Below are 22,220 nucleotides of genomic sequence, written 5' to 3'. Positions count from 1 at the left end.
CGAAACGTAGGGTTGACCCATGGAACTTCGACCCCTCGCCCACGCCCCCTTCGCCGTCTCAGCCGTGGGGCTCGGCTGCAACAACTTCGGCCGCGCCGGCACCGTGAGCGAGACCCAGGACGGCACCAACGCCGTGATCCACGCTGCGCTCGACGCGGGCGTGACCTTCTTCGACACCGCTGACATCTACGGAGGGCAGTGGGGCCTGAGCGAGTCGCTCATGCGTGAGGCGCTCGCGGAACGACGTGACGAGGCGATCGTCGCCACCAAGTTCGGCCACAGCGAGGTCGCGACGCCCCTCGATCACCTCGGGGCCAAGGGCTCCCGCGCGTACCTGCGCGCGGCGGCGGACGCCTCGCGGGAGCGGCTCGGCATCGACGTGATCGACCTGTTCCAGATCCACACCCCGGATCCGAAGACGCCCATCGAGGAGACGCTCGAGGCGCTAGCGGAACTCGTGCAGGAGGGCGCGATCCGGGCATACGGCCACTCGCAGTTCACCGCAACCCAGATCCGCGAGGCCAACGCCGCCGCGGACCGGTTGGGAGTTGCCCGATTCGCCACCAGCCAGGACCAGCTGAGCCTCGCGGTGAGGGCCGCGGAGACCGACGGCCGGCTCGAGGCCGCGGTCGAGGGCGGCCAGGGCTACCTGCCGTTCTTCCCGCTCCACAACGGGCTCTTCACCGGCAAGTTCACGCGCACGGAGCGCCCGGCGGGCACGCGCATCGCGGAGGTCCGCCCGCAGATCGCGGACCAGGCGAACTGGGATGCGATGGAGGCCTACCAGGCGCTATGCGACGAGTGGGGCATCACCATGCTCGAGGCGACGTTCGGCTGGTTCCTCGCGAAGCCGGCCATAGCGTCGGTCATTGCGGGGGCCACGCGGCCGGAGCAGGTGACGGCGAATGCGAAGGCGGGGGAGACCCGCCTCACCCAAGACCAGGTGAGCGCAATCGACGCGCTGTTCCCGGCGTCGGGCGCTTAGCGGCCCATCGCTACGCGCTCGGGGCAGTCGAACGGATCGCGGGCGCCGAGGCCCACCTTGTTGAGATACGCGGTGATGATGCCGTATGAGCGCAGCAGCCCGGTCTCGGTGTACGGAAGCTCGATGTTCGCGCAGTGCTCGCGCACGATCTCGCGGGCGCGGAACAGCTGCGGCCGCGCCATGTTGGGGAAGAGGTGGTGCTCAATCTGGAAGTTGAGGCCGCCCATGAGGATGGTCATGAACCATCCGCCCTTGATGTTGCGGCTCGTGAGCACCTGGCGGGAGAGGAAGTCCACCTTCTGGTCCTCGGCGATGATCGCCATGCCCTTGTGGTTAGGGGCGAACGACGCGCCCATGTAGACGCCGAACACGGCCATCTGCACGGCGATGAAAGCGAACGCGATTCCCACGGGCATCAGGAAGAACAGCGGCACCAGGTAGACGACGAAGTGGCTGACGATGCCCAACAGCTCCAGCACGCGCTGGCGCGGCGTGCCGCGCGTGAAGGCGGAGACCAGTGCGGAGCGGTGCAGGTTGTAGCCCTCGAACGTCAGCAGCGGGAAGAACAGCCAACCCTGGCGAGCAACGATCCAGCGCAGCGGCCCGCGCGCCTGCTCCGCATCCTCGCGGCGGAACATGACCACGTTGGGGTTGATGTCCGGATCCTTGCCCACCGTGTTGGGGTTCGCGTGGTGGCGCGAGTGCTTGTTCATCCACCACTGGTAGCTCATGCCGACCACGTAGGTGGAGATGATCTTGCCGAGGTTGTCGTTCGCCTTGCCGGACTTGAACACGGTGCGGTGCGAGGCCTCGTGGCCGAGGAACGCGAACTGCGTCAGGACCAGACCGAGCGCCGCCGCCATGAGCAGCTGGAACCATGAGTCGCCCAGCAGGATCATCCCCGTGATGACGCCCCCGAGAGCGAGCACAAGGGCGGCGAAGAAGCTCGCGTAGAACACGTAGCTGCGCTTCATCAGGCCGGCATCGCGAGCCGTCGCGGCGATCTCGGTGAAGGACCGCGTGACGTGATTCACGGGGATGGTGGGTGTGGCAAAGCCGGAAGTTGTCACTGGCTGGGGGCCTCTCGCTCAGCGGGTGCTGGTCATGCGACTTCCCAGTCGACGTAAGAATGCGCGGGGGGACGCGGATGCACTAACCTTACGCGACCGTAGGTTAATGCGCGAGTATTGCGGCGGTATGTGCCAAATCCGTCGCGCTACGCACCCACCCTCGCGCGGATCACCGTCCCCCACGGGTCCCGGAACGTGAGCTCCTGGCCGTCGTCCTCCACGTCCACGCCCGCGAACTCGAGGCGAGAGCGCAAGGCGGCCACAGCGTCGGGCCCGGGCAGGACGATGTCCATGCGGCCCAGACCCAAGGAGGCGGCACGCGGTCCGGCACCGCGCGAGTTCCACGTGTTCAGGCCGATGTGGTGGTGGTAGCCGCCCGCGGACACGAACAGGGCGGAGCCCATGTCGAAGACCTCGTCGAAGCCCATGGTGTCCACGTAGAAGCGCTTTGCCGAGGGGATGTCGCCCACCTGCAGGTGCACGTGGCCCACGCTCGCGGCGGCGAGCGGAGAGGCGAACTCGCCCTCCGTGAGGTGCTTGCCGAGGTAGCCGTTCGCGTCGATGTACTCGGTGCCCATGACGGGGCGGCCCTCGGCGTCTCGCGCCCATGCGGAGCGCGGGCGATCCCAGTAGAGCTCCACCCCGTTGCCCTCGGGGTCATCGAAGTAGAAGGCCTTGCTGACGAGGTGGTCGGCGCTGCCCGTGTACGCGCGGGGCGCCGCCTGCGCAACGCGCGCCACGGCGGCCGCGAGCCCGGGCTCGCTGTCGAAGACCACCGCGGTGTGGAACAGCCCGGCGCCGCGACGATCGAACCGCGGCAGTCCCTGGGAGGGGGTGAGCGACATGGTCTCGACCCCGCCGCGGCCCAGCACGTGCGTGTCGCCGTCGGCGCGAATCGCGTCGAGGGCGAGCACGTCGCGGTAGAACGCCAGCATCGTGTCGAGGTCGTTCACGAGCAGGCGAACCGGACCCATTCGGGTCTCCGGCGCGATCGTGTCAGGCATGGCCACCATAACGTCGCCGCGGCGCCGATATTCCCTCGTAGGCGTGCCCCGGCGCAGCGGATACGCTGACGCAATGGACAAGGCCGCCGATCCGGACTCCGTCCCAGCGATGGCCCTGCACGGACTCACCAAGGTCTACGGGAGCTTGCGGGCGGTGGACGCCATCGACCTCGATATCCCGGTGGGCTCGTTCTACGGCGTGGTGGGACCGAACGGCGCGGGCAAGACCACCACCCTCTCGATGGCGACGGGCCTCCTCACCCCGGACGCCGGCACGGTTCACATCTGCGGCATTGATCTCTGGAGACGGCCCGACGCTGCCAAGCCTCTGCTTGGCGTCTTGCCTGACGGGCTGCGCACCTTTGACAGGCTCACCGGCGCCGAGCTGATCTCCTACGCGGGCCGCCTGCGGGGCCTGAGCCCGGACGTCATCGAGGGCAGGCGGGATGACCTCATCACGGCACTCGACCTCGGCGGGGCTTCGCGGACCCTCGTCATGGACTACTCGGCCGGGATGTCGAAGAAGATCGCGCTCGCGTGCGCGCTGGTGCACGCGCCACGGGTGCTCGTGCTCGACGAGCCCTTCGAGGCGGTCGACCCCGTGAGCGCCACGGCGATCCGCCGCATCCTCATCGACTTTGTCGCCGGTGGTGGCACCGTGGTGATGTCGTCGCATGTGATGGCCCTGGTAGAACGCCTGTGCACGCATGTGGCCGTGGTGGGTGCCGGTCGCGTGCTGGCCTCCGGCGACATCGACGACGTGCGCGGCGGCAGCGAACTCGAGGAGCGCTTCGTCGAGCTCGTGGGCGACGAGCGCGAGCACAGGGACCTGACGTGGTTGCGACCCTCGTAGGGCTCCGCCTCACGTCCATGCGCCACCTGCTGGCGCGCGAGTGGTGGCGGATCCTCGTGCTCATCGCCGGCGGCATCTGGATGCTCACCCTCGTTCCCGGGATCCTCTGGGCGCGCGTCTCGCTCAGCAACACGGATGCCGACGCGCGCACCGTGGCGCTCGCGAGCATCGGCTTGGTGTGCGCCCTTGGATGGGCCCTGGTGCCCGTGCTCGTGGCGGGAGGCGACGACACCCTCGACGCAAGACGCTTCTCGCCCTTCGGCGTCAGCGCCTCGCGCATCATGCCCGGCCTCACCGTGGCCGCGCTGCTGACGCTGCCCGCGCTGTTCTTCGGCTTCATGTGGCTCGCGCTGTGCTCGTCATGGTTCGCGGAGGGCGCGGGCGTTGGCCTGCTCGCCCTCGCGGGGGCGTGCGTGCAGACCCTGTCCTACGTGGCGCTCGCCAAGGTCTGCGCGGCCTGGGCAGCGCGCGTGTTCGCCAGCCGCAGGGCGCGCATGGTCGCGCTCGCGCTCGCGCTCGCGGCGCTGGCCCTCGCCGCCATTGCCGCGTGGCGAGCGCTCAACAGGGGCCTCGAGCACCTCTTCGAAGCCGACTTCGATCTGTTCATCGACGCCGTGGGGCGCACACCGCTCGTCTCGGCCCTCACCGCCCCAGCGCGTGCCGCCGCCGGCGAGTGGGCGTCGGCCCTATGGCTGTTCGGCATCGCGATCGCGTGGACGGCGGCGCTGCTCCTGGCGTGGCGCGCCAACGTCGCGCACGCCATCGTCACGCCCAGTTTTCGCAGCGCGGGCGGCCGGGCGCGGCCCGACGCCATGGTCAGGGCGGGCCGTCGCGTCGCCTTCCTGCTGGCGAGCGACCGCAAGGGGCCCGCGGGGGCCGTCTACGCGCGCGTGGCGCGCGCCTTTCGGGGAGACCCGCGCTACGTCACGGGGCTCATCGCGACGCTGCTGCTGCCCGTCCTGTTCGTTGCGGTGCTGATTCCGTCGTTCGACCTGGACCCACGGTGGGCGTTCGCGGCCCCGTTTGTGCTCGCAACGTCCATTGGGTGGGGCCGCCACAACGACATCGCGTACGACTCGACCGCCCTGTGGCTCGACATCGTGGCCGGCAGTCGCGGCGCGGAGGTGATGCGCGGCCGCTTCGCCGCGGTGCTCACGTGGTCGCTGCCGCTCGTCGCGGGGGCGGGGATCGTCACGGCGTGGTGGTCGGGCCACTGGTCGCTCGCTCCCGCGGTCGCGGGCGCCGCGGTCGGGGCGCTCGGCGCCTCGCTCGGCGTGGCCGCGATCACGTCGGTGGTGCTTCCGTATCGGGTGCCCGCTCCCGGCGAGAACCCCTTCGGCGCCGAGGTGGGATCCGTTGGGGCCGGTCTGGTTGGCCAGCTGGTGTCGTCGGCGGCGACGCTCGTGCTGCTTCCGCTTGTCATCGTGCCGTGCATCCTCGCGATTGCCGTCGACGGGCGGTGGGGCATCCTCGCGTGTGTTGGCGGGCTCGGGCTCGGTGCCGCCGCGTTCCTCTATGGGCTCGCAGTTGCCGGCCGACTGTACGACGCCAGGTCCGGCCGCCTGCTCGCCGCGGTGGCTTAGGCGGGGGTTAGGCTTTTCGCATGAGTGAGACCCTTGAGCCCCAGCCGCTTCCTTCGTCACAACCTCAAGGCGGAACTGCGACCATCGAACGCGTCGAGACGCGAGAGCTGATCGAGCCCGGAGACGCCGAGCGGTTCGCGCACTACGTGCGCAAGGAGAAGATCCTCGAGTCCGCGTTAAGTGGCGAACCCGTGATTGCGCTGTGCGGCAAGGTGTGGGTGCCGGGCCGCGATCCCAGCCGTTTCCCGGTCTGCCCCGCGTGCAAGGAGATCATCGACGGTCGCTTTGGTCCGGAGGACGGCGGCGAGTAGCGCCCGGGACGTCCGCCCAGTGCTTTGCAGGCGGAGCCCGTCAGGTCTCGAGCCTGTCCTCCCAGTAACCGGGGCGTCGCCGTTCGTGGGCGTACGCAACTATGTACACCACGTCATTGACTCGCAGATAGATGACGTTGAAAGGGAAGCCCGCAACCCTGCGCGAGTAGACCTGTGGGACGCGTTGCTGAGCACGGTAGAAGCCCCAGCTTGTTGAAGGATCGAGCAGACTCTCGATGGCGCGCTCCACGCTGTCAGCAAACTTGCCGCCCCAGCCCTCACGTCTTTCTTCGTACCACAGGACGGCGGCGCGCAACTCGTAGTGCGCCTCGTCGTGCTCGCGCCACGTGAATGTCACTTGCGGCGGGCTGCCAACTCCGCGCGAATCCGTGCGAGCCCTTCGCGTCCGTCCACGAGCGTGGCAGTGCCGGCGACGATCTCGCCCACGCGACGGTCGATGGCCGCATCCCATGCCGAGTCGATCTCCGCCTGACTCGCGCCGTGGTCCTGATCCACACTGAGCAAGAGCTGATGCGCAGCCTCAAGGCGCTCGTCACTATCGAGCGCCTTGCCCGCCTCGATGTAGTCCGCCAGCCTCGGAGTCATAGAGGCAGTCTACGGCTGGCCGCCGACCTCCCACGGTAGGGCTGTGGATGAGCCCCGTATCCCGACTGCGGGCGGCGAGTAACGCGTCCTTCCTGGCAAGCGCTCGTAGGCTGTTGCCGTGGACACCGAGCGGAAGGTCGAGCAGGAGGGCGCCGTTGCGACCCGGCTCGACGACGTCTGGGTGACGATCGTCTGGAACGACCCCGTGAACCTCATGAGCTATGTGACCCACGTGTTCCAGAGCTACTTCGGGTTCACCCGCGAGGTCGCCGACACGCGCATGCGCGAGGTGCACGAGAACGGGCGTTCGGTCTTGAGCAGTGGGCCGCGGGAGAAGATGGAAGTGGACGTGCAGGCGATGCACTCCTACGGGCTGTGGGCCACGATGCAGCGGAGCGGCGAGTGAGAGGGTTCGAGCCGGTGGGAGGCACCGCCGTTGCGATCCTCGACGACGAGGAGCGGCTCGTGGTCGCTCGCATCGTCGCCGACGTGGCCGGCCTTCTGGGAGCCGAGGCGTTTGGGCTGGACCACCCCGCGGAGCCAACCACAGCGTCGGACGTGGACGATCCCTTCGAGTACCTGAGGGGACTCGAGGAGTCCATCCGCGAACCCTCCGACCCCGCGATTCTGCGCCTGCTGCCCAACGCCGCGCCCGCCGATCGCGAGGTCGCCGAGGAGTTCAGACGCCTCACGGACGGGGAGCTGCGCGCCACGAAGATCCGCCGACTGAGGCGCATCTGGGAGCAGTTGAGCCGCTCGGATGATGAGTGGGTGGTGCAGGCCGACGAGGCGCTCGCGACCGCGGCCGCGCTCACCGACGTGCGGCTCGTGTTGGCGTCCAGGCTCGGCCTCGTCACCGACGACGACGCCGACCGGCTCCACCAGGAGATCGACCTCGCTGCCCACGCGCTCGAGACAGACGACGACCAGGTGCTGCCGATCGACCATGAGCGGGTATGGCTTGGCATGCTGTACCAAGCGCTGACGTGGCTGCAGGAATCGCTCGTGGAGTACGTGGCAGAGGGAGATGCATGACTGACGCGCCGATCGGCGTCTTCGATTCCGGAGTCGGCGGGCTCACCGTTGCCCGCGCGATGATGGACATGATGCCCCACGAGTCGATCCACTACGTGGGCGACACCCTCAACGGGCCCTACGGACCACTGCCCATCGCCGACGTGCGGCGGCACGCGCTGACGATCATGGACCAGCTCGTCGATGACGGCGTGAAACTCCTGGTAATCGCCTGCAACACGGCGTCCGCGGCGGTGCTTCGCGATGCCCGCGAGCGCTTCGCGCGGGAGCGGGGAGTGCCGGTTGTCGAGGTGATCGTGCCCGCGGTCCGGCGCGCGGCGGCGCTCAGCCGCAACCGCCGCGTAGGCGTCATCGGCACGGTCGCGACCATCACGTCTGGCGCCTACGACGACGCGCTCGCCGGAGCCCCGGACATCCAGGTGACGAGCCAGGCGTGCCCGCGCTTCGTGGAGCTCGTTGAGGCGGGAATCACCTCGGGACCGGAGGTGGTGACGGTGGCGCACGAGTACCTTGAGCCGCTCACGCAGGCGGGCGTGGACACCGTGATCCTCGGCTGCACGCACTACCCGATGCTCGCCGGCGCCATCGGCTACGTCATGGGGGAGGACGTGACCCTCGTGGACTCGGCGATCGAGACCGCGATCGACGTGTACCGCGCGCTCGCGGCCAACGGGATCGAGGCGCCCACCGACACGGTTCCTTCCCACCGCTTCTTCGCGACCGGGGAGCGGGATCGCTTCGAGCAGCTCGCGCAGCGCTTCTGGGCCCGGTCGTCACCGCCGTGGAGACGCTGTGAGGCTCACGATCGTGGGCTCCGCCGGGTCCACGGCCGGCCCGGACTCTCCCGCATCCTGCTACCTGCTTGAGGCCGACGCCGATGGCCGCACGTGGCGACTGGTGCTTGACCTTGGGTCCGGCGCCATTGGGCCGCTGCAGCAGTACTGCAACCCGTCGCGCGTGGACGGGGTGCTCATCAGCCACGGCCACCCGGACCACTGCGCGGACCTGGGAGCGCTCTCCGTGCTGCGTCGCTACGGTCCCGACCGCGATGCGAGCCTGCCGCGCATCAACCTCTTCGGCCCTCCCGGGATCGACCGCCGGATCCTCGAGATAGGTGGCGACACCGGGCCCGACGCTACTTACGACGACCTCAGCGAGTTCGACTTCACCGCGCTCCAGCAAGGCGCTCGCGTCTCCCTCGGTCCGTTCGACATCGCGGCGGCGCGCGCATTCCATCCCGTGCCCGCGCTCGCCTACCGGATCGAGGGGCCATCGCCCTACCAAGGCCGCGCATCCGTGGTCTTCACGGGCGATACCGACCGCTGCGCGGAGGTGGACGCGCTCGCTCGCGGTTGCGACCTGCTGCTCGGTGAGGCGGGCTGGGCGCACCGGTGGGAGAACCCCCTGGTATCCACATGAATGGTGACGAACTGGGGAGACTTGCCGCAGCGTCGGGCGCCGCCAAGACCGTGGTGACGCACATCGCCAGCTGGGTGCCGCCGGCTGAAACGATGGCGCAAGTGCACGCGCACGTGCCGGGGGCGGCGCACGCGCTTCCGGGGCAGGCGCACGAGGTCTGAAGCCCTAGGCTCGGTGCCATGACCATCACCCGCGCGGATGGCCGCGCCTTCGACCAGCTCCGTCCCATCGCCTTCGAGCGCGGCTTCCAGGCCGCCGCCGAGGGATCGTGCCTCGTGACGTTCGGCGGCACGCGGGTGCTGTGCTCCGCCTCGTTCACGCAGGGCGTGCCGCGGTGGAAGCAGGGCAGCGGCGAGGGCTGGGTCACCGCCGAATACTCGATGCTCCCGCGCGCCACCAACACCCGCAACGACCGCGAGTCCGTGCGCGGCAAGATCGGCGGCCGCACCCACGAGATCTCGCGACTCATCGGCCGCTCGCTGCGCGCGATCATCGACGTCAAGCAGCTCGGCGAGAACACGATCGTGCTTGACTGCGACGTCATCGACGCCGACGGCGGCACACGCACGGCCGCCATCACCGGGGCGTACGTGGCACTGGCCGACGCTATTTCCTGGGGCCGCGCGAACGGCGCCATCGGCGCGGCGAAGGTTCCGCTGCTCGGGTCTGTGTCCGCGGTGTCCGTTGGGATCATCGACAGGGTGCCGATGCTGGACCTGCCGTATGTCGAGGACGTGCGGGCCGAGACCGACATGAACGTGGTCATGACCGGCAACGGCGGGTTCGTTGAGGTGCAGGGCACCGCGGAGGGGGCGCCGTTCTCGCGCGGGGAGCTGGACTCGCTGCTCGAGCTCGCCACCGCGGGGAACGCGGAACTGGCGCGGCTCCAGGCGCTGGCGCTGGAGGGCTGATGGCCGCGCGGATCGCGCTCGCGACCCACAACGCCCACAAGGTGGGGGAGATCTGGGCGATCCTCGCGCCCTTGGTGCCTGGGCTGACGCGGGAGTCGGTGGTGTCTGCCGGGGAGTTGGGTGCGCCCGCCCCCGTCGAGGACGGCACGTCGTTCGCCGAGAACGCGCTAATCAAGGCGCGAGCGCTGTGTGCGGCCACGGGGCTCCCGGCGATCGCGGACGACTCCGGCATCGCCGTTGACGTCATGGGCGGAGCGCCCGGGATCTTCTCCGCGCTGTGGTGCGGGCGGCACGGCGCGGACGCGGAGAACCTGCAGCTGCTCCTCGACCAGATGGCGGACATCCCCGCCGCCAACCGCGGCGCAGCCTTCGTCTGCGCCGCCGTGCTCGTCAAGCCGGACGGCACCGAAGTGGTGGAAATGGGGACTGTACGAGGGGCTTTGGCGACCACAGCGTCGGGCAGAAACGGCTTTGGCTACGACCCCATCTTCATCCCAGAGGGATACTCGGTGACGAGCGCCGAGCTGGAGCCGGAGGAGAAGAATCGCATCTCTCACCGGGCCGCGGCGTTCAGGGCGCTCGCCCGGCACGTAGGGGAAGCGCTAGCGACCTCCCGCTGAAAGCTCCGCACGGTTGCTGTGATTCGTGTGACTGATGTGACTGAAAGCGGCCTGTTTGCCGCGAACCGGGTCACTCCTGTCACACGATCCGTGCGGAGCAAACGGATTACGTCAGCACGCCGCAGTAAGCGAGCCCTTGCCGCAGCAGCACGTCCTGGCCGTGCGCCATCTCCCCGGCAACCTCGGGTGACGCGGCCTCCTCTGGGCTGAGCCACACGATGTCGAGCGCGTTCTGGCTCGGCGAGCAGTCTCCGTCGACGGGCACCACGTAGGCGAGCGCCACCGCATGCTGGCGCGGGTCGTGGAACGGGCTCAAGCCGCGCGTGGGGAAGTACTCCGCGATCGCGAACGGGGTGGGGGACGTGGGCACGCGGGGCAGCGCCACCGAGCCCAGGTCCTTCTCGAGGTTGCGGATCAGCGCGTCCCGAACCGTCTCGTGGTACATGACGCGACCGGCGACAAGTGCGCGCGAGATCTCGCCCTCGTCCGCGCGCAGCAACAGGCCAACCTCGGCCACCTCGCCGCGGGGATTAATGCGCACCGGGATCGCGTTCACGTACAGCAAGGGAAGTTCGGATCGCACATGGGTCAGTTCGCGGTCGCTGAGCCAGCCAGTCGGCTCGGACGGCAGTTCGGCCATGTCGGTCATGAGTCTTTTCTACCGCGTCAGCGCGCTGAGGTCACGATGCGCGCCGGGGCGTGACACCCTAGATCAGTGAACGGGCGGCAAGGCCGCCGGAGAGGACACCATGGCAACCGTCGACCTGACCACCGCCACCTTTGACGAGACCGTGAGCCAGGACGGGATCGTGCTCGTCGACTTCTGGGCGGAGTGGTGCGGACCGTGCAAGGCATTCGCGCCCATCTACGGCGCGCTCAGCGAGGACAAGCCCGAGATCACCTTCGCGAAGGTGGACACCGAGGCCCACCAGGAACTCAGCAACCGCTTTGACATCACCGCCATCCCCACGCTCATGGCGTTCCGCGACGGCATCATGGTCTTCAGCCAGGCGGGCGCCCTGCCCGGGCCGGCGCTGAAGCAGCTCGTCGAGGCCGTCGAAGGCCTCGACATGGATGACGTGCGCCGCCAGGTCGCGGAGCAGCACTCGCACTGAGATTGCCCGACGCTGGGGCTGGCTTTCGGCCCCAGCGTCGCCACGTTTGCGGCAGCGCTAGTGCCTACATGCGCGTGAGTGCGACGACCACCGCGACGATACCGAGCGCGATGATCGCGCACGCGGCAACGAGCCCGAGGATGCGCACGGCTCGCTCGGAGACACTCGCGCCAACGAGGCCTCCGACGACGGCGAGCCCCGATTGCCACGTGAGCGACGCAAGGCCGGTCGCGAGGACGAACACGATGGGGCCGGCAGCGGAGGTCGTGACCGTGGTGACCACGGCCGAGAGTGCGAGGAAGTAGACGATCGTCGCCGGGTTGAGCGCGGTCAGCGCCACGAAGCGACCGTAGACGGCGAGCTTGCTGCCCACCACGACCTCTTCCGTCGACTCGGCGTGCGCGCGCACTGCGGCCACCAGCTGAAACACGCCGATGCCGATGATTACCAGCCCCGATACCAGGGCCAGGGCGGGCAGCCAGGCCTCGATGGCGTCGGCGATCGTTGCGCCCAAAGCGACCGCGAGCGCGCAGTACACGAGGTCGACAGTCGCGCACCCAGCGCCGGCGGCCAGGCCAAAGCGCACGCCGCGCACCATGCCCTCACGCAAGATGAGCACGGCGATCGCGCCGACGGGCATGGCGATGGCGAATCCCGCGGCCAGGCCCGCGAAGGCCAGCACCAGGAGGTCGTGCGTCACGGGAGCCATTCTGGTGCGTGCGCCGCCCATACGATGACGACATGGACGTGCCAGAGGTTCGCGAGAGTGGGATGCTCGATGTCGGGGACGGGCAGACTCTCTATTGGGAAGAGGTGGGGGAGCCGCAAGGTAGACCCGCGGTGTGGCTTCATGGCGGACCGGGCTCAGGGATCACGCCGGGGCATCGCAGGCTCGTTTCGCGACCAGGGTGGCGAGGCGTCCTGTTTGACCAGCGCGGCGCTGGGCGTTCGCTGCCGTCGGCCGCGGATCCCAACACTGACCTGAGCGTGATCACGACCGAGAAGATGATTCAGGACATCGAGGCTCTGCGCATCGCTAGCGGAGTCGACACCTGGACGGTCGTCGGCGGGTCGTGGGGCTGCACCCTTGGGCTCGCGTACGCGATTGCGCACCCTGAGCGCGTTGACGGACTGTGCCTCCTCTCGGTCACCACGGGAGCGCACGAAGAGGTCGAGTGGATCACCAGGGGAGTGGGTGCGATCTTCCCGGAAGTGTGGGACGAGTTCGTGGGTCACCTGCCGCCGGGTGAGAGGGACGGCAACATCCCCGCCGCGTACGCTCGCCTGCTTGGCAGCGCCAAACCGACGGTCAGAGCGGCCGCCGCCGCGGCGTGGTGCCGATGGGAGGACACCCACGTCTCGCTCGCCCCCGACTGGACACATTGGGACCGCTACGACGACCCGGACTTCGCCTTCGCCTTCGCCCGCCAGGTTACGCACTCGTGGGCCAACGGATCCTTCCTGCCCGACCGTTGGGTACTGGATCACGCCGGGGAGGTCGGTTGCCCAGTGGAGATGATCCACGGTCGGCACGACGTTTCGGGTCCAGTGGGCATCCCGTGGAAGTTACTCAAGGCACTGCCGGACGGCCGCCTCGCCGTAGCCGAGGGGGCCGGCCACTCTGGGGCGGGAACTGCTGAGTTCGTTGCGGCCGCGATGGACCGCCTGCTGGCGGCCCCACGTGCGCGAGGCGGGACTTGAACCCGCACGTCCGAGGACACTGGAACCTAAATCCAGCGCGTATGCCAATTTCGCCACTCGCGCGCGCGTCAAGGATACGCGAGGCCTACTCGATGCCGAGGTCCCGCCGCAGGCGCCCAACGTGGCCGGTCGCCTTGACGTTGTAGAACGCGTTGGTGACGCGGCCGTCGGGCCCGACGACGATCGTGGACCGGATGGTGCCGTCGATGAGCTTGCCGTAGAGGCTCTTCTCGCCCCACGCGCCGTAGGCGTTCTGGATCGCGAGGTCCTCGTCGGACACGAGCGCGTACGTGAGGTACTCCTGCGCGCGGAACTCGGCGAGCACCTCTGGGGAGTCCTTCGAGATGCCGACGACCTCGTAACCGGCGGCATTGAGAGCACTGAGGCTGTCGCGGAAGTCGCACGCCTCCTTGGTGCAGCCGGGGGTCATCGCGGCGGGGTAGAAGAAGAGAATCACCGTCTTGCCGCGCTGCTCAGACAGGGTGAATGTGCCCGTGTCTGTGGGTGCCGTGAAGTCTGGAGCGAGGTCGCCGGGGGTGAGAAGGTGGCGGGTCACGCCGCTTACGGTATCCGCTCTGACCAGGGCCAATGTCACGCCAAGCGACGGTTGGGTCACGAACCAACAACGGCTGTCCACAGGACTCTGCGGGAGCGCCGCGAAATCGCTACAGTCGGCTCAACCGAGAGGGGGGTGACGATGGCGACAGCCAGGTACGTCCCGCACAAATGCCCTGCGTGCCAGGCGCAACTCAATCCCGACGCGCGCGGACGGTGCCGTACGTGTGGCGCCGACCTGGTTGGGAAGCCCGCGCAGGCGGTGTTCCGCGCCGACGACGCGATAGCCACGCTTCAGGGACGCTATGACGCTCTCGCCGCCGAGTGGCGGGAGTGGGCCAACTATCGCGAGTACTACGCGGAGCGAGTTCGCGAGACGGCCGCTGCACCGGCCGTTGCGCCGGTCGAAGCTCCGGCCGCTGCGCCCGCCCCCCAGGCAAGTGGGTGGTCCGAGTTCGCCTCTCCGGCCGCCGTTGAGTCCACGGCCACGACGTCCACAGCGCCCACGTCCACGGCGCCCACGCCCACAGCGCCTCCGGTGGCGACAGCACCTATGCCAACAACCTCACCAGAGCCGGAACGGACCCGTGCGCCCAAGGCCTCTTCGGCTCGTGCCGCCGCCGCTCGCGAGGCTCTCACCGCCCCGGCGATGCTCGGCGTCGCGGGAGCGTCGCTGCTGGTAGCCGCCGCCATCGTGTTCGTCGCGCTGGCGTGGACCTCGTTCAGCCCCGCCGCTCGGGGTACCGTCGTGCTCGCCGTGGGGGTGCTTGTCGCGGGGATCTCTGTGTGGGTCAAGCGACTCGGCCTGCAGACGTCGAGCGGCGCCATCGGGGTGGTCGCGATGGGCTTTGCCGGCGTCTCGGCAATCGCATACTTCCGAGACTCCGGCGTGCTCGGCAGCTTCGATGCTGCGGCCGCGCTCCTCATCGCGGGGATCGCCGGGCTGGTGCTGTCGAGATTCGGGATCCCGTGGGTGGGGTCCGCCGCGGCACTCGCCATGGCGGGTTCCGTGGCGAGCTTCACGTTCGCGGCGACTTCCACGGCTGACGGAGCGTCGAACGCCTCCGGCGGGATTGGCGCAATGCCCGTATGGATCATCGCTGGCACGGCAGCGGCGACCGCGCTCGCCGCCACGCACCGCCTGTGGAAGTGGACCGTGGCGAAGTCGGTGGTTGCGTGGGCTTCCGTGCTCTGGCTCGTGGTCGTCGGCGCGTCCGTGCCGTTCTGGGTGTGGTTCGGTGAGGGCGGCGCCCTCGAGGCGGCGCTCGGATTCCTCCCCGTGCTCGCGCTCTCCGGACTCGCCACCCGCTGGCAGCTGCTTGCCACGGGGCCAGCGGCGTTCCTGTTCACCCTCATGACACCGGCATTGGCGGCAGGACTTGGAGCGAGCGTGTGGCCGCAGGCGGCAGCGTCTGCTGCGGCCGTGACCGCGGTGCTGGCGGCAGGCAGGTGGTTGCCGCGACGCGTGCTGAGGCCCCTCTTCGCCGGAGTCGCGCCGGCCTTCGTTGTCGTCTCTGTTGCGAGCGCCGGCTACGCGCTCAGCATCACCGTTGGCCGCATCCTCGCTGGTACATACGTGCCCGACACTCAGCTATGGGCCGGCGTTACCGCCCTCCTGTGCGGCCTCGCGATCGCCACCCTGCGGCTCTGGAAACTCACGTGGGGCGTGCTCCGCGTGGCCACCTCTGTGGGCGCCGTCATGGTCGTGGTGGGCGCCGGAATCACGGCATTCGGCATCGCGGAGCTCACCGGGTCGCGCTTCTATCACTCGTCCGTCGCGGTCGCTCTCGCCATTGCCGCCGTGGGGTTGGCCGCGATGACCCGCGTGTGGTGGGAGCGAGAGGCCCGCATCCTCACCGAGGTGGGAGTTCTGGCCTTCCTCGTCACCGCCGTGGTGCACGCCGACTGGGCGGTGGTGATCTCGGAGCTCGCGCTTGTGCTCGCAGTGCTGGTCGCGGCATCGCCACTCGCGGTGTTCGCGGCCCGTGCACGCGCCGTGCCGTGGTGGACCCTCCCGTTCGCCACAGCGGCGGTGACCGCGCTCGCGGCCTCCGTTGCCGCCCGCTTTGACGCCAGCGCGGGGCTCCAGGCGGCCGTGCTCACTGCGGCGGCCTGCGCCATCGCGTGGACAGGTTGGCGCCTGCCGCAGCCCCTCCACTTGCCGGTAGCCGTGGGCCTGACGCCTGCCATAGCGGCGGGGGTCGCTTGTGGCGTCGGCTCCGCGGTCGCGACGGTCGTCACCGTGGTGAACAGTGAAGTCGATCGCGGCCGCGATCCCTGGTGGGACGTGGCGACGCTGTCCCTCGCGCTTGCGCTCGCGGCGTGGCATCGCTGGCACATGCCCGCTCGTGCCGCGCGAGCGCTCCCGCTCGGTGGCGCGGTCGCGCTCATCGTGGCGGCGGCCGGATTCGCTGGGGCGGCCGCCGGTCAGTGGGGAATCGGGCTGGAGGGAGCCGTGCCGCTGTTCGTTCTCGTGTCCGCAGTGGCGATCCTGCCCGGCATCCTGATGTGGCGCGAGTCCACCGCCTCCACGGTGAACGGCGTCGGCTCCGCGGCGCTCGCCACGCTCGCCGGCCTCAACGCGCTCGGCTACGTCGCGGCGCCCCAGAATCCCGTGTGGCTTCCGCTTGGTGTGGCAGTCGCGGCGATCGTTGTGCTCGGAGTCGGCTCCGTCCGGTGGCCCAGCTTCGCGCTGCCTCCGGCGGTGCTGCTGGCTACCGGCCTAGGCCTGGTCTTCCCCCTACGGGCCGACGCTGCTGTCATCACCGCGTTCGCCGTCGCCTCTGCGGTCGGTGCGGTAGCGCTGTGGATACCGCTGCGCGCCCGCCGCCGTGTTCTCGCCGGGCTGGGTGCAGCACCCGCGCTGGTTCTCGGCGCCGGCGTGACGCTCGCGGGTGGTCTCGCGGCGGTGCTGGAACTTCCGTATCACACGCGCGAACAGACGGGCCCGTTCCTTGACCCGTGGACGCTCGTGGCGCAGGCCGCCGTAGCCGCGGCGCTCCTCGCGGGGCCAAGAGTGCTGGACGCGTGGGAGGCAGCTGGGTGGTCCGCGCCGTGGAGAGGCTCGGCGCTGCGCGCGTTGCGCTGGGCGCTGCTTGTGACCGCGGTTGCGGCCATGACGAGCGTCTCCATGGTGGTTCAGGACCTCGGATGGGCGTCCGTCGATGCGGCCGCCGTGGCCAAGACGGTCACGGCCGCCGCCGCGGCGCTCGCGTTGGCGGTGACGTACTCCGTGCGCCCCTCGGGCGTCTTCGTAAATCGGTTGACCAGGCGCGTCGCCCGTATTGCCGCCGCCGCATGCCTGACGCTGTGTGCCGTCGATGGCGCGCTGGACGCATCGACCGGGCACCTCTCGTGGCAGGCGGGAGCGGTGTCGCTCGCCATCGCGCTCGCGGTGCTTGTTGGCATGGCCCGCCGGTGGCGTCGAGCCGCGATTCCGGCGATAGCGGTGCTGCTCACCGCCGTCCCATTGGTGCTGCACGCGGCCGGACTCATCGACGAGCAATGGCAGCTTCCCGCAGCCGTCGCGATCGCCGGCGTGGTGGCTTGGCTCGCCCGCTCGCGGGCGGTGCGGCGATTCGCACCGCCGGACGCTCTGTGGCTTGGAGCGCTTCCCGCCTGGCTCGTGGCCCTGCCCGCGGCGCTGACGGCCGCCATCGTCGGCGCAAATGAGCTCGTACAGCACCTCTACATTGACGTCTCCTCGCCAATCGAACCTTCGGGCGGGGCCACCCTGATCCTCCTCGCGATCGGACTGGTGAGCATTCCGCCCATCGCCCGGTTTGCGGGCCCGATCCTCGCCGGTGTGCTCGCGCTCGGCCTTGCGTGGACCACCGAGTGGACCGTGGTGGTTGTTCTCGTCGCCTTCGAACTCGTGGCGCTCGCCGTGGGCGCACGGCTACCACGCGGAGCGAAGGGTGCGGCGATCGCCGGCGTCGCGGCGCTCGGATGGGCCGCGCACGACTGGGTGCTCGTGGCCGTGGCCGCGGCCGCCCTCGCGGGCGTCGCGTTTGTAGTGGTGTGGCGGCGCGCCAAGCACCCGCCGGTGCTCGCCATCATCGCCGCGCCTATCGCCGCGGCGCTCGCGGCCGCCGCAACCGCGTACGCGATCGGTGGCGCGCCCGGCGAATGGGCTGCCGCACCCGCAGGCACGGTAGGCCTCATCGGCATGGGGGCGCTCCTGTGGCGGACGGCATCCATCGCGTCCAGGCGGGTGCTCCCGTGGGTGCTCAGCGCGGCGATGATCGTGGCCCCCGTGCTCGCGCAGTCGTTCACGGCGGCCGGGGTCTCGCTGCTGCTCATTGGCGTCGCATGGTTCGCCCTGACCATCCTCGGCGTGCCGGAAGGAAAGTGGTTCGCGTCAATCGCCGCGACTTTCGGCGTAGCCCTCATCGCGTGGGGCGCGGACCTGTCGGCGATCGAGGCGTACACCCTCGCTCCTGCGCTGTGCGCGCTCGCGCTTGGGGCGCAGTGGATGCGGGCCAAGCCATCGGTGCCCTCGCTCGCTGCTTTGGGTCCTGGCCTTGCCATACTCCTCGTTCCCAGCTACATCGCGCTGCTCGCGAATCCTGACAGCATGGCGCGGACCGCTTGGCTGACCCTCGTGATGGTGGTGCTGGCCTTGGTGGGTATGAACCGACGCTGGTTCGCTCCGGTCGCGGCAACGGCCGTCACCGCGATCCTCGTTGCGGTGCTTCAGGTTGTGGTGGGCACCAACCTCGTGTTCCGGCTCTTCGCGTTCCTGATCGTGGGCACGCTGCTGCTCGTGGCCGCGTCGTGGTTCGACAAGATCAAGCAGCTTCGATGAGGCGACAGCGGGCCGCTTTTCGGTTTCGCGCCTGCGGTCGTTGCTGATAAACTCGTTACTCGCGCCATGCGCCTCTAGCTCAATTGGCAGAGCAACTGACTCTTAATCAGTGGGTTCTGGGTTCAAGTCCCAGGGGGCGTACCAACGAGAAGGCCCGGTCCGGATGGACCGGGCCTTTCGCTTCCCGCTACGAGCGGATGAACTCAAGCGCCGCGTCCGCCACGTCGCCCCAACGCGAGTCGATGACGAGCGAGTGCCCCACCCCAGGGATCTCGCGGAACTCGGTGCGGCCCGGGTTCTTCGACTGCAGCTTGAACGCTGCCTTCGCGACCGCGTTGGGGACGATGTGGTCCTCGGCTCCGTTGATGATGAGCAGCGGGCCACGCTCGGGGTTCTTGACGTCCACCTTGGTGGTGGCGTTGGGGTTGAAGTTAGCCGCGGCCGCCTGGAACAGCGGGCGCCCTGGACCGGCGACGTGGAACTGCTCGTAGAGGGACTTGGCCTCATCCTCACTGACCACGTTCGCGAATCCGTAGCGGAACTGGTCAAAGCTCAGCGTGACGGTGCGCTTGCGGTTTGCGGGGTTGCTCAGCACGGGGGAGGACGCCTTGAGCGTCGACTTCGGAAGGGGCAGCACTCCCTTGAACGGCGCCGGGTCGATCGCGACGGACGCCGCGGCCAGGCCCAGGTCCGCGATGCGCTGCACCAGCAGCCCGCCAAACGAGTGGCCGACGAGGATGGGCTTGCGATCCAGGCCGCGAACCACCTGGGCGATGTGGTCGGTGACCTCTTGGACGCCGACGCCGGCGAGCGAGTCGTGACCGAGCCGGGCCTCTGCGACCGATGCCGCGTCCCCTGGCCAGTCCACGACCACGGTCGCGTAGCCCTCTGCCTCAAAGCGCTCGCGCCAGGCGTCCCAGCTCGACGCCAGCAGCCACAGCCCGTGAATGAAGACAACGGGCTGCTTGCCGGATGCATTGGCGGCGCTCACCTCTTGGGCCTCGCGCTCGGTGATGGTGCTCATGATTCTCTCCTTGGTAGTGACGGATCGTTCCGCTTGTGAGACAGAACGTTCGTTCTACTTGAGTCTATTCCCCAACCTACGATCGAGCCAGGAAATCTTTCCAGCAGAACGAACGTTCCACTAGCGTGAACGCCATGACCACCACCAGCGGGGCGCGCGAGAGGCTTCTCGCCACAGCGTCGGACATCTTCTATCGCGAGGGAATCCACGGTGTCGGCGTGGACCGCATCCTCGACGAGGCCGGGGTCACGCGCGCAACGATGTACCGCCACTTTGAGGGCAAGGAGGCGCTCGTCGTCGCCTACCTGGACCGCGAGGACGCGACGATCCGTGGCTACTTCGAGGCGGCGTCGGACCCCTCCCTGACGCCAAGCCAACTCTTGAGCGCCGTGATCCACGGCATCGCGGACGACATCGAGCGCCGCCACACGCGAGGCTGCCCGTTCATCAACGCGGCCGCGGAGTACCCGGACCCGGCGTCGCCGGTTCGGGAAGTGGTCACTCGGCACCGCTCGTGGTTCAGGGATACGCTGCTCGCCCTTGTGGCCGACGCTGGGCTCGCCAATCCCGCGCAAGTCGCCGGGTCTCTGGTGCTGTTGCGCGATGCGGCTCTCGTCGGCGGCTACCTCGATGGGGCTGACGAGGTGAAGGGCGCATTCCTCGCGTCCGCGTCCGCCATCACCGGGCTCGAGCTGTAAGGCTCAGCGCCAGCGGCCGCGCCACCACGACGTCTGGCCGCCGGCCTCCGCCTGCGCCTCGCGCTCTGCGCGACCTGCGGCCTCGAGTTGAGCCCGGCGCCGACGCCTGCGGCGACCCGTGGTGACGATGCGATACAGCGCGATCGCAAGGAAGATGAAGAAGACCAGGACGAGGATCGGGATGAAGAGCGCGACGAGGCACAGCGCCACCGAGAGCGCGTCCTCCGCGAATGACGCGATGGGAGCGCCGGTGCCCCCGGTTGAGGCGTTGACGGCGGGGCGCGCGACCGCCTTGCCCGTGTGCACGCCGAGCGCAAGCAGCGCGCCGGCTATGCCGGCGATCCACGGATGCTGGAACCAGAAGTCGGACTGGCCCTGGATGTCGGCCGAGGCGGTCGCAACGAACATCACGCCGCCGACCACGGGCCGCACGAGGAATTGCAGCAGATCGTTGATGTGGTCGACACCAGGGATCTTGTCCAGCACGAGCTCGCTGAGAAGCAAGATCAGGCCGATGATGATGACCGGCCACGACTCGAGCCACTGCAGCTGCTCGGGGAGCACGATGACATCGGTGAACCGCGCGAGCGCGCCAACGAGCACGATCGGGATGAACGCGTTAAGTCCCGACGCGGCCGCGAAGCCCGAGCCCGTCAGCAGGGCGAGTGCCCACGCTTCCATGCTTGCCTCCTGTTGCCGCGCGTGATCTTCGCACCCACGATAGCGTGGCAAGTGGCGCCCGAGAGTCGGGAGCCGGGGGGAGGAGGGAGCAACTGGTGGCGACACTCATTGGCACGCTTGTCTTTGGTGCGGTGCTGGCAATCATCGCTTCGCTCATCCAGAAAGGCTCATCCGGAATGCCTTGGTGGGGCAACTGGATCGCCGGCATCGGCGGTGCGCTCATCGGGTACTGGCTCGCCGGGCTCTTCGGAGTGGACAAGACGGACGGGATCGACTGGATCCGCTGGCTCATCTCGATCGTGGTCGCGGTGATTCTGCTCGGCGTTGGCCGGGCCGTCTTCGCGAAGAAGAGCTGACCGCCCAGATGCAGAAGGACCCCAAGGAGATCCTTGGGGTCCTTCTCTTCGGGTGATCGGCGCTGCGCGCCTCCATCCCGCTAAGGGTGAGTGACGGGACTTGAACCCGCGACATCCGCGACCACAACGCGGCGCTCTACCAGCTGAGCTACACCCACCATCGGCCCCGCGAGAGGGCCAGCGAAAAGTGTACCGTGCCCCGGCGTCGGCTCCCTAACCCTCGTTGACGCGGGTCGCGGCAACCTTCGCCGCGTCGCTATCCGGTCCAGGAAGCGGCACCAGGACGGTCTCGCGGTAGTAGCGAAGCTCGCGGATGGAGTCCTTGATGTCGCCGAGCGCCCTGTGCCCGCCGGTCTTCGCCGGGGACTGGAAGAACACGCGCGGATACCAGCGGCGCACGAGCTCCTTGATGGAGCTCACGTCGACCACGCGGTAGTGAAGGTGGCCGATGAGTTCCGGCATGTCGCGCTCGAGAAACGCCTTGTCCATCCCCACCGTGTTGCCGGCGAGCGGCGCCTTGCCAGCAACGGGCACGTGGGTGCGCACGTAGTCGAGCACCAGCGCCTGGGCTTCCTCCATCGTGAGTCCGGCGGCGAGATCCTCGATAAGGCCCGACGACGTGTGCATGTTCCGCACAAAGTCGCCCATGCCGTCGATCGCCTCGGCAGACGGCCTGATCACGACGGAGACTCCTTCGCCCAACACGTTGAGCTCGGCGTCCGTGACGAGGCATGCGACCTCAATGAGCGCATCCTTCGAGGTATCGAGGCCGGTCATCTCGCAATCAATCCATACAAGGGCCGTCTCAGACATAGCCCAACTGTAGTGCGAGAGCACTTGACACAGCGTCGGGCAGCGTGGTTAGTTAGTTACTGAAGTAATTAAC

The 22,220-nt window shown here is 68.9% G+C and carries 25 protein-coding genes, 3 tRNA genes and 1 pseudogene; 17 read left to right on the top strand and 12 right to left on the bottom strand.

The window, feature by feature from the left end; all coding sequences use genetic code 11:
• The first annotated feature begins 19 nt into the window (after window positions 1-19).
• A complete protein-coding gene (locus NVV57_02200) occupies window positions 20-985 on the top strand; it encodes an aldo/keto reductase (protein MCR6711562.1) in 966 nt (321 codons plus the stop codon).
• Here the strand turns inward: NVV57_02200 and NVV57_02195 are convergent.
• A complete protein-coding gene (locus tag NVV57_02195; protein MCR6711561.1) occupies window positions 982-2,019 on the bottom strand; it encodes an acyl-CoA desaturase in 1,038 nt (345 codons plus the stop codon). The genes NVV57_02200 and NVV57_02195 overlap by 4 nt on opposite strands.
• 182 nt (window positions 2,020-2,201) lie before the next feature.
• Window positions 2,202-3,059, bottom strand: a complete 858-nt coding sequence (locus tag NVV57_02190) for a VOC family protein (protein ID MCR6711560.1) — start codon at window positions 3,057-3,059, stop codon at window positions 2,202-2,204.
• A gap of 73 nt (window positions 3,060-3,132) precedes the next feature.
• Between NVV57_02190 and NVV57_02185 the strand changes: the two genes are divergently transcribed.
• From NVV57_02185 to NVV57_02175, 3 genes are read left to right on the top strand one after another with little or no spacing between them, the layout of a single operon-like run.
• Window positions 3,133-3,912: an ABC transporter ATP-binding protein gene (locus tag NVV57_02185; protein MCR6711559.1), complete on the top strand. Its 780-nt coding sequence runs from the start codon at window positions 3,133-3,135 to the stop codon at window positions 3,910-3,912.
• The gene (locus NVV57_02180) at window positions 3,894-5,495 is read left to right on the top strand and encodes a hypothetical protein (protein MCR6711558.1); all 1,602 of its coding nucleotides are present in this window, start codon (window positions 3,894-3,896) and stop codon (window positions 5,493-5,495) included. The genes NVV57_02185 and NVV57_02180 overlap by 19 nt, the downstream gene beginning before the upstream one ends.
• Before the next feature lie 20 nt (window positions 5,496-5,515).
• A complete protein-coding gene (locus NVV57_02175; protein MCR6711557.1) occupies window positions 5,516-5,806 on the top strand; it encodes a DUF3039 domain-containing protein in 291 nt (96 codons plus the stop codon).
• Window positions 5,807-5,846: 40 nt separating this feature from the next.
• Here NVV57_02175 and NVV57_02170 read toward each other — a convergent pair whose 3' ends face one another.
• On the bottom strand, window positions 5,847-6,164 hold the full coding sequence (locus tag NVV57_02170; GenBank protein ID MCR6711556.1) for a hypothetical protein: 318 nt from the start codon (window positions 6,162-6,164) through the stop codon (window positions 5,847-5,849).
• The gene (locus NVV57_02165) at window positions 6,161-6,412 is read right to left on the bottom strand and encodes an addiction module protein (protein MCR6711555.1); all 252 of its coding nucleotides are present in this window, start codon (window positions 6,410-6,412) and stop codon (window positions 6,161-6,163) included. The genes NVV57_02170 and NVV57_02165 overlap by 4 nt, the downstream gene beginning before the upstream one ends.
• A gap of 118 nt (window positions 6,413-6,530) precedes the next feature.
• Here NVV57_02165 and clpS point away from each other — a divergent pair, with 118 nt between their 5' ends.
• From clpS to rdgB, 7 genes and pseudogenes are all read left to right on the top strand, one after another.
• Window positions 6,531-6,818, top strand: coding sequence for an ATP-dependent Clp protease adapter ClpS (clpS, locus tag NVV57_02160; protein ID MCR6711554.1), 288 nt, complete (start codon window positions 6,531-6,533; stop codon window positions 6,816-6,818).
• Window positions 6,815-7,447, top strand: coding sequence for a DUF2017 domain-containing protein (locus NVV57_02155; protein MCR6711553.1), 633 nt, complete (start codon window positions 6,815-6,817; stop codon window positions 7,445-7,447). The genes clpS and NVV57_02155 overlap by 4 nt, the downstream gene beginning before the upstream one ends.
• Window positions 7,444-8,243, top strand: a pseudogene (murI, locus tag NVV57_02150) (glutamate racemase). The gene NVV57_02155 and the pseudogene murI overlap by 4 nt, the downstream one beginning before the upstream one ends.
• Window positions 8,240-8,866: an MBL fold metallo-hydrolase gene (locus tag NVV57_02145; protein MCR6711552.1), complete on the top strand. Its 627-nt coding sequence runs from the start codon at window positions 8,240-8,242 to the stop codon at window positions 8,864-8,866. The pseudogene murI and the gene NVV57_02145 overlap by 4 nt, the downstream one beginning before the upstream one ends.
• Window positions 8,863-9,027, top strand: a complete 165-nt coding sequence (locus NVV57_02140; protein ID MCR6711551.1) for a hypothetical protein — start codon at window positions 8,863-8,865, stop codon at window positions 9,025-9,027. Before NVV57_02145 ends, NVV57_02140 begins: the two co-directional genes overlap by 4 nt.
• 18 nt (window positions 9,028-9,045) lie before the next feature.
• Entirely contained in the window at window positions 9,046-9,777 is a 732-nt protein-coding gene (gene rph / locus NVV57_02135) for a ribonuclease PH (protein MCR6711550.1), read from the top strand.
• Window positions 9,777-10,397 carry an RdgB/HAM1 family non-canonical purine NTP pyrophosphatase gene (gene rdgB, locus NVV57_02130; protein ID MCR6711549.1) on the top strand — a complete coding sequence of 207 codons (621 nt, stop codon included), beginning with the start codon at window positions 9,777-9,779 and terminating at the stop codon, window positions 10,395-10,397. The genes rph and rdgB overlap by 1 nt, the downstream gene beginning before the upstream one ends.
• A 106-nt stretch (window positions 10,398-10,503) precedes the next feature.
• Here rdgB and NVV57_02125 read toward each other — a convergent pair whose 3' ends face one another.
• A complete protein-coding gene (locus NVV57_02125) occupies window positions 10,504-11,046 on the bottom strand; it encodes an NUDIX hydrolase family protein (protein ID MCR6711548.1) in 543 nt (180 codons plus the stop codon).
• Window positions 11,047-11,146: 100 nt separating this feature from the next.
• Here NVV57_02125 and trxA point away from each other — a divergent pair, with 100 nt between their 5' ends.
• On the top strand, window positions 11,147-11,512 hold the full coding sequence (gene trxA, locus NVV57_02120; GenBank protein ID MCR6711547.1) for a thioredoxin: 366 nt from the start codon (window positions 11,147-11,149) through the stop codon (window positions 11,510-11,512).
• Between the two features lie 64 nt (window positions 11,513-11,576).
• On the opposite strand, the gene NVV57_02115 is transcribed toward trxA, so the two are convergent.
• Entirely contained in the window at window positions 11,577-12,212 is a 636-nt protein-coding gene (locus tag NVV57_02115; protein MCR6711546.1) for a LysE family translocator, read from the bottom strand.
• Between the two features lie 41 nt (window positions 12,213-12,253).
• Here NVV57_02115 and NVV57_02110 point away from each other — a divergent pair, with 41 nt between their 5' ends.
• The gene (locus NVV57_02110; GenBank protein MCR6711545.1) at window positions 12,254-13,213 is read left to right on the top strand and encodes an alpha/beta fold hydrolase; all 960 of its coding nucleotides are present in this window, start codon (window positions 12,254-12,256) and stop codon (window positions 13,211-13,213) included.
• Here the strand turns inward: NVV57_02110 and NVV57_02105 are convergent.
• A tRNA-Leu gene (locus tag NVV57_02105) sits at window positions 13,195-13,276 on the bottom strand. The genes NVV57_02110 and NVV57_02105 overlap by 19 nt on opposite strands.
• A 22-nt stretch (window positions 13,277-13,298) precedes the next feature.
• Window positions 13,299-13,769: a peroxiredoxin gene (locus NVV57_02100; GenBank protein MCR6711544.1), complete on the bottom strand. Its 471-nt coding sequence runs from the start codon at window positions 13,767-13,769 to the stop codon at window positions 13,299-13,301.
• Between the two features lie 261 nt (window positions 13,770-14,030).
• On the opposite strand from NVV57_02100, the gene NVV57_02095 reads away from it, so the two are divergent.
• Together NVV57_02095 and NVV57_02090 are read left to right on the top strand one after the other, a co-directional pair.
• Window positions 14,031-18,575 (top strand): hypothetical protein, encoded by a 4,545-nt coding sequence (locus NVV57_02095; GenBank protein ID MCR6711543.1) that lies wholly within the window; start codon window positions 14,031-14,033, stop codon window positions 18,573-18,575.
• A 68-nt stretch (window positions 18,576-18,643) separates the two neighbouring features.
• Window positions 18,644-18,719: transfer RNA gene (locus NVV57_02090), tRNA-Lys, on the top strand.
• 43 nt (window positions 18,720-18,762) lie between these two features.
• Here NVV57_02090 and NVV57_02085 read toward each other — a convergent pair.
• Window positions 18,763-19,599 (bottom strand): alpha/beta hydrolase, encoded by an 837-nt coding sequence (locus tag NVV57_02085; protein ID MCR6711542.1) that lies wholly within the window; start codon window positions 19,597-19,599, stop codon window positions 18,763-18,765.
• A 134-nt stretch (window positions 19,600-19,733) separates the two neighbouring features.
• Here NVV57_02085 and NVV57_02080 point away from each other — a divergent pair, with 134 nt between their 5' ends.
• Window positions 19,734-20,297, top strand: a complete 564-nt coding sequence (locus tag NVV57_02080; protein MCR6711541.1) for a TetR/AcrR family transcriptional regulator — start codon at window positions 19,734-19,736, stop codon at window positions 20,295-20,297.
• A 3-nt stretch (window positions 20,298-20,300) separates the two neighbouring features.
• Here the strand turns inward: NVV57_02080 and NVV57_02075 are convergent, their stop codons facing one another.
• Window positions 20,301-20,978 carry a DUF4126 domain-containing protein gene (locus NVV57_02075; protein ID MCR6711540.1) on the bottom strand — a complete coding sequence of 226 codons (678 nt, stop codon included), beginning with the start codon at window positions 20,976-20,978 and terminating at the stop codon, window positions 20,301-20,303.
• A 95-nt stretch (window positions 20,979-21,073) separates the two neighbouring features.
• On the opposite strand from NVV57_02075, the gene NVV57_02070 reads away from it, so the two are divergent.
• On the top strand, window positions 21,074-21,334 hold the full coding sequence (locus NVV57_02070; GenBank protein ID MCR6711539.1) for a GlsB/YeaQ/YmgE family stress response membrane protein: 261 nt from the start codon (window positions 21,074-21,076) through the stop codon (window positions 21,332-21,334).
• Between the two features lie 85 nt (window positions 21,335-21,419).
• On the opposite strand, the gene NVV57_02065 is transcribed toward NVV57_02070, so the two are convergent.
• Together NVV57_02065 and orn are read right to left on the bottom strand one after the other, a co-directional pair.
• A tRNA-His gene (locus NVV57_02065) sits at window positions 21,420-21,492 on the bottom strand.
• A 55-nt stretch (window positions 21,493-21,547) separates the two neighbouring features.
• Window positions 21,548-22,147 carry an oligoribonuclease gene (gene orn, locus NVV57_02060; protein MCR6711538.1) on the bottom strand — a complete coding sequence of 200 codons (600 nt, stop codon included), beginning with the start codon at window positions 22,145-22,147 and terminating at the stop codon, window positions 21,548-21,550.
• Between the last annotated feature and the right edge of the window lie 73 nt (window positions 22,148-22,220).

This window comes from Demequina sp. (assembly GCA_024707205.1).
Taxonomy (GTDB): domain Bacteria; phylum Actinomycetota; class Actinomycetes; order Actinomycetales; family Demequinaceae; genus Demequina.
The sequence above is the reverse complement of the archived record's forward strand: the minus strand, read 5'-3'. Positions and strand labels throughout refer to the sequence as shown.

Excerpts from the sequence above, each read along its gene's own strand:
- NVV57_02200 (MCR6711562.1), top strand. The coding sequence starts at position 20 with ATGGAACTTCGACCCCTCGCCCACGCCCCCTTCGCCGTCTCAGCCGTG.
- NVV57_02190 (MCR6711560.1), bottom strand. The coding sequence starts at position 3,059 with ATGCCTGACACGATCGCGCCGGAGACCCGAATGGGTCCGGTTCGCCTG.
- NVV57_02185 (MCR6711559.1), top strand. The coding sequence starts at position 3,133 with ATGGACAAGGCCGCCGATCCGGACTCCGTCCCAGCGATGGCCCTGCAC.
- NVV57_02175 (MCR6711557.1), top strand. The coding sequence starts at position 5,516 with ATGAGTGAGACCCTTGAGCCCCAGCCGCTTCCTTCGTCACAACCTCAA.
- NVV57_02165 (MCR6711555.1), bottom strand. The coding sequence starts at position 6,412 with ATGACTCCGAGGCTGGCGGACTACATCGAGGCGGGCAAGGCGCTCGAT.
- NVV57_02140 (MCR6711551.1), top strand. The coding sequence starts at position 8,863 with ATGAATGGTGACGAACTGGGGAGACTTGCCGCAGCGTCGGGCGCCGCC.
- rph (MCR6711550.1), top strand. The coding sequence starts at position 9,046 with ATGACCATCACCCGCGCGGATGGCCGCGCCTTCGACCAGCTCCGTCCC.
- rdgB (MCR6711549.1), top strand. The coding sequence starts at position 9,777 with ATGGCCGCGCGGATCGCGCTCGCGACCCACAACGCCCACAAGGTGGGG.
- NVV57_02125 (MCR6711548.1), bottom strand. The coding sequence starts at position 11,046 with ATGACCGACATGGCCGAACTGCCGTCCGAGCCGACTGGCTGGCTCAGC.
- trxA (MCR6711547.1), top strand. The coding sequence starts at position 11,147 with ATGGCAACCGTCGACCTGACCACCGCCACCTTTGACGAGACCGTGAGC.
- NVV57_02110 (MCR6711545.1), top strand. The coding sequence starts at position 12,254 with ATGGACGTGCCAGAGGTTCGCGAGAGTGGGATGCTCGATGTCGGGGAC.
- NVV57_02085 (MCR6711542.1), bottom strand. The coding sequence starts at position 19,599 with ATGAGCACCATCACCGAGCGCGAGGCCCAAGAGGTGAGCGCCGCCAAT.
- NVV57_02080 (MCR6711541.1), top strand. The coding sequence starts at position 19,734 with ATGACCACCACCAGCGGGGCGCGCGAGAGGCTTCTCGCCACAGCGTCG.
- NVV57_02075 (MCR6711540.1), bottom strand. The coding sequence starts at position 20,978 with ATGGAAGCGTGGGCACTCGCCCTGCTGACGGGCTCGGGCTTCGCGGCC.
- orn (MCR6711538.1), bottom strand. The coding sequence starts at position 22,147 with ATGTCTGAGACGGCCCTTGTATGGATTGATTGCGAGATGACCGGCCTC.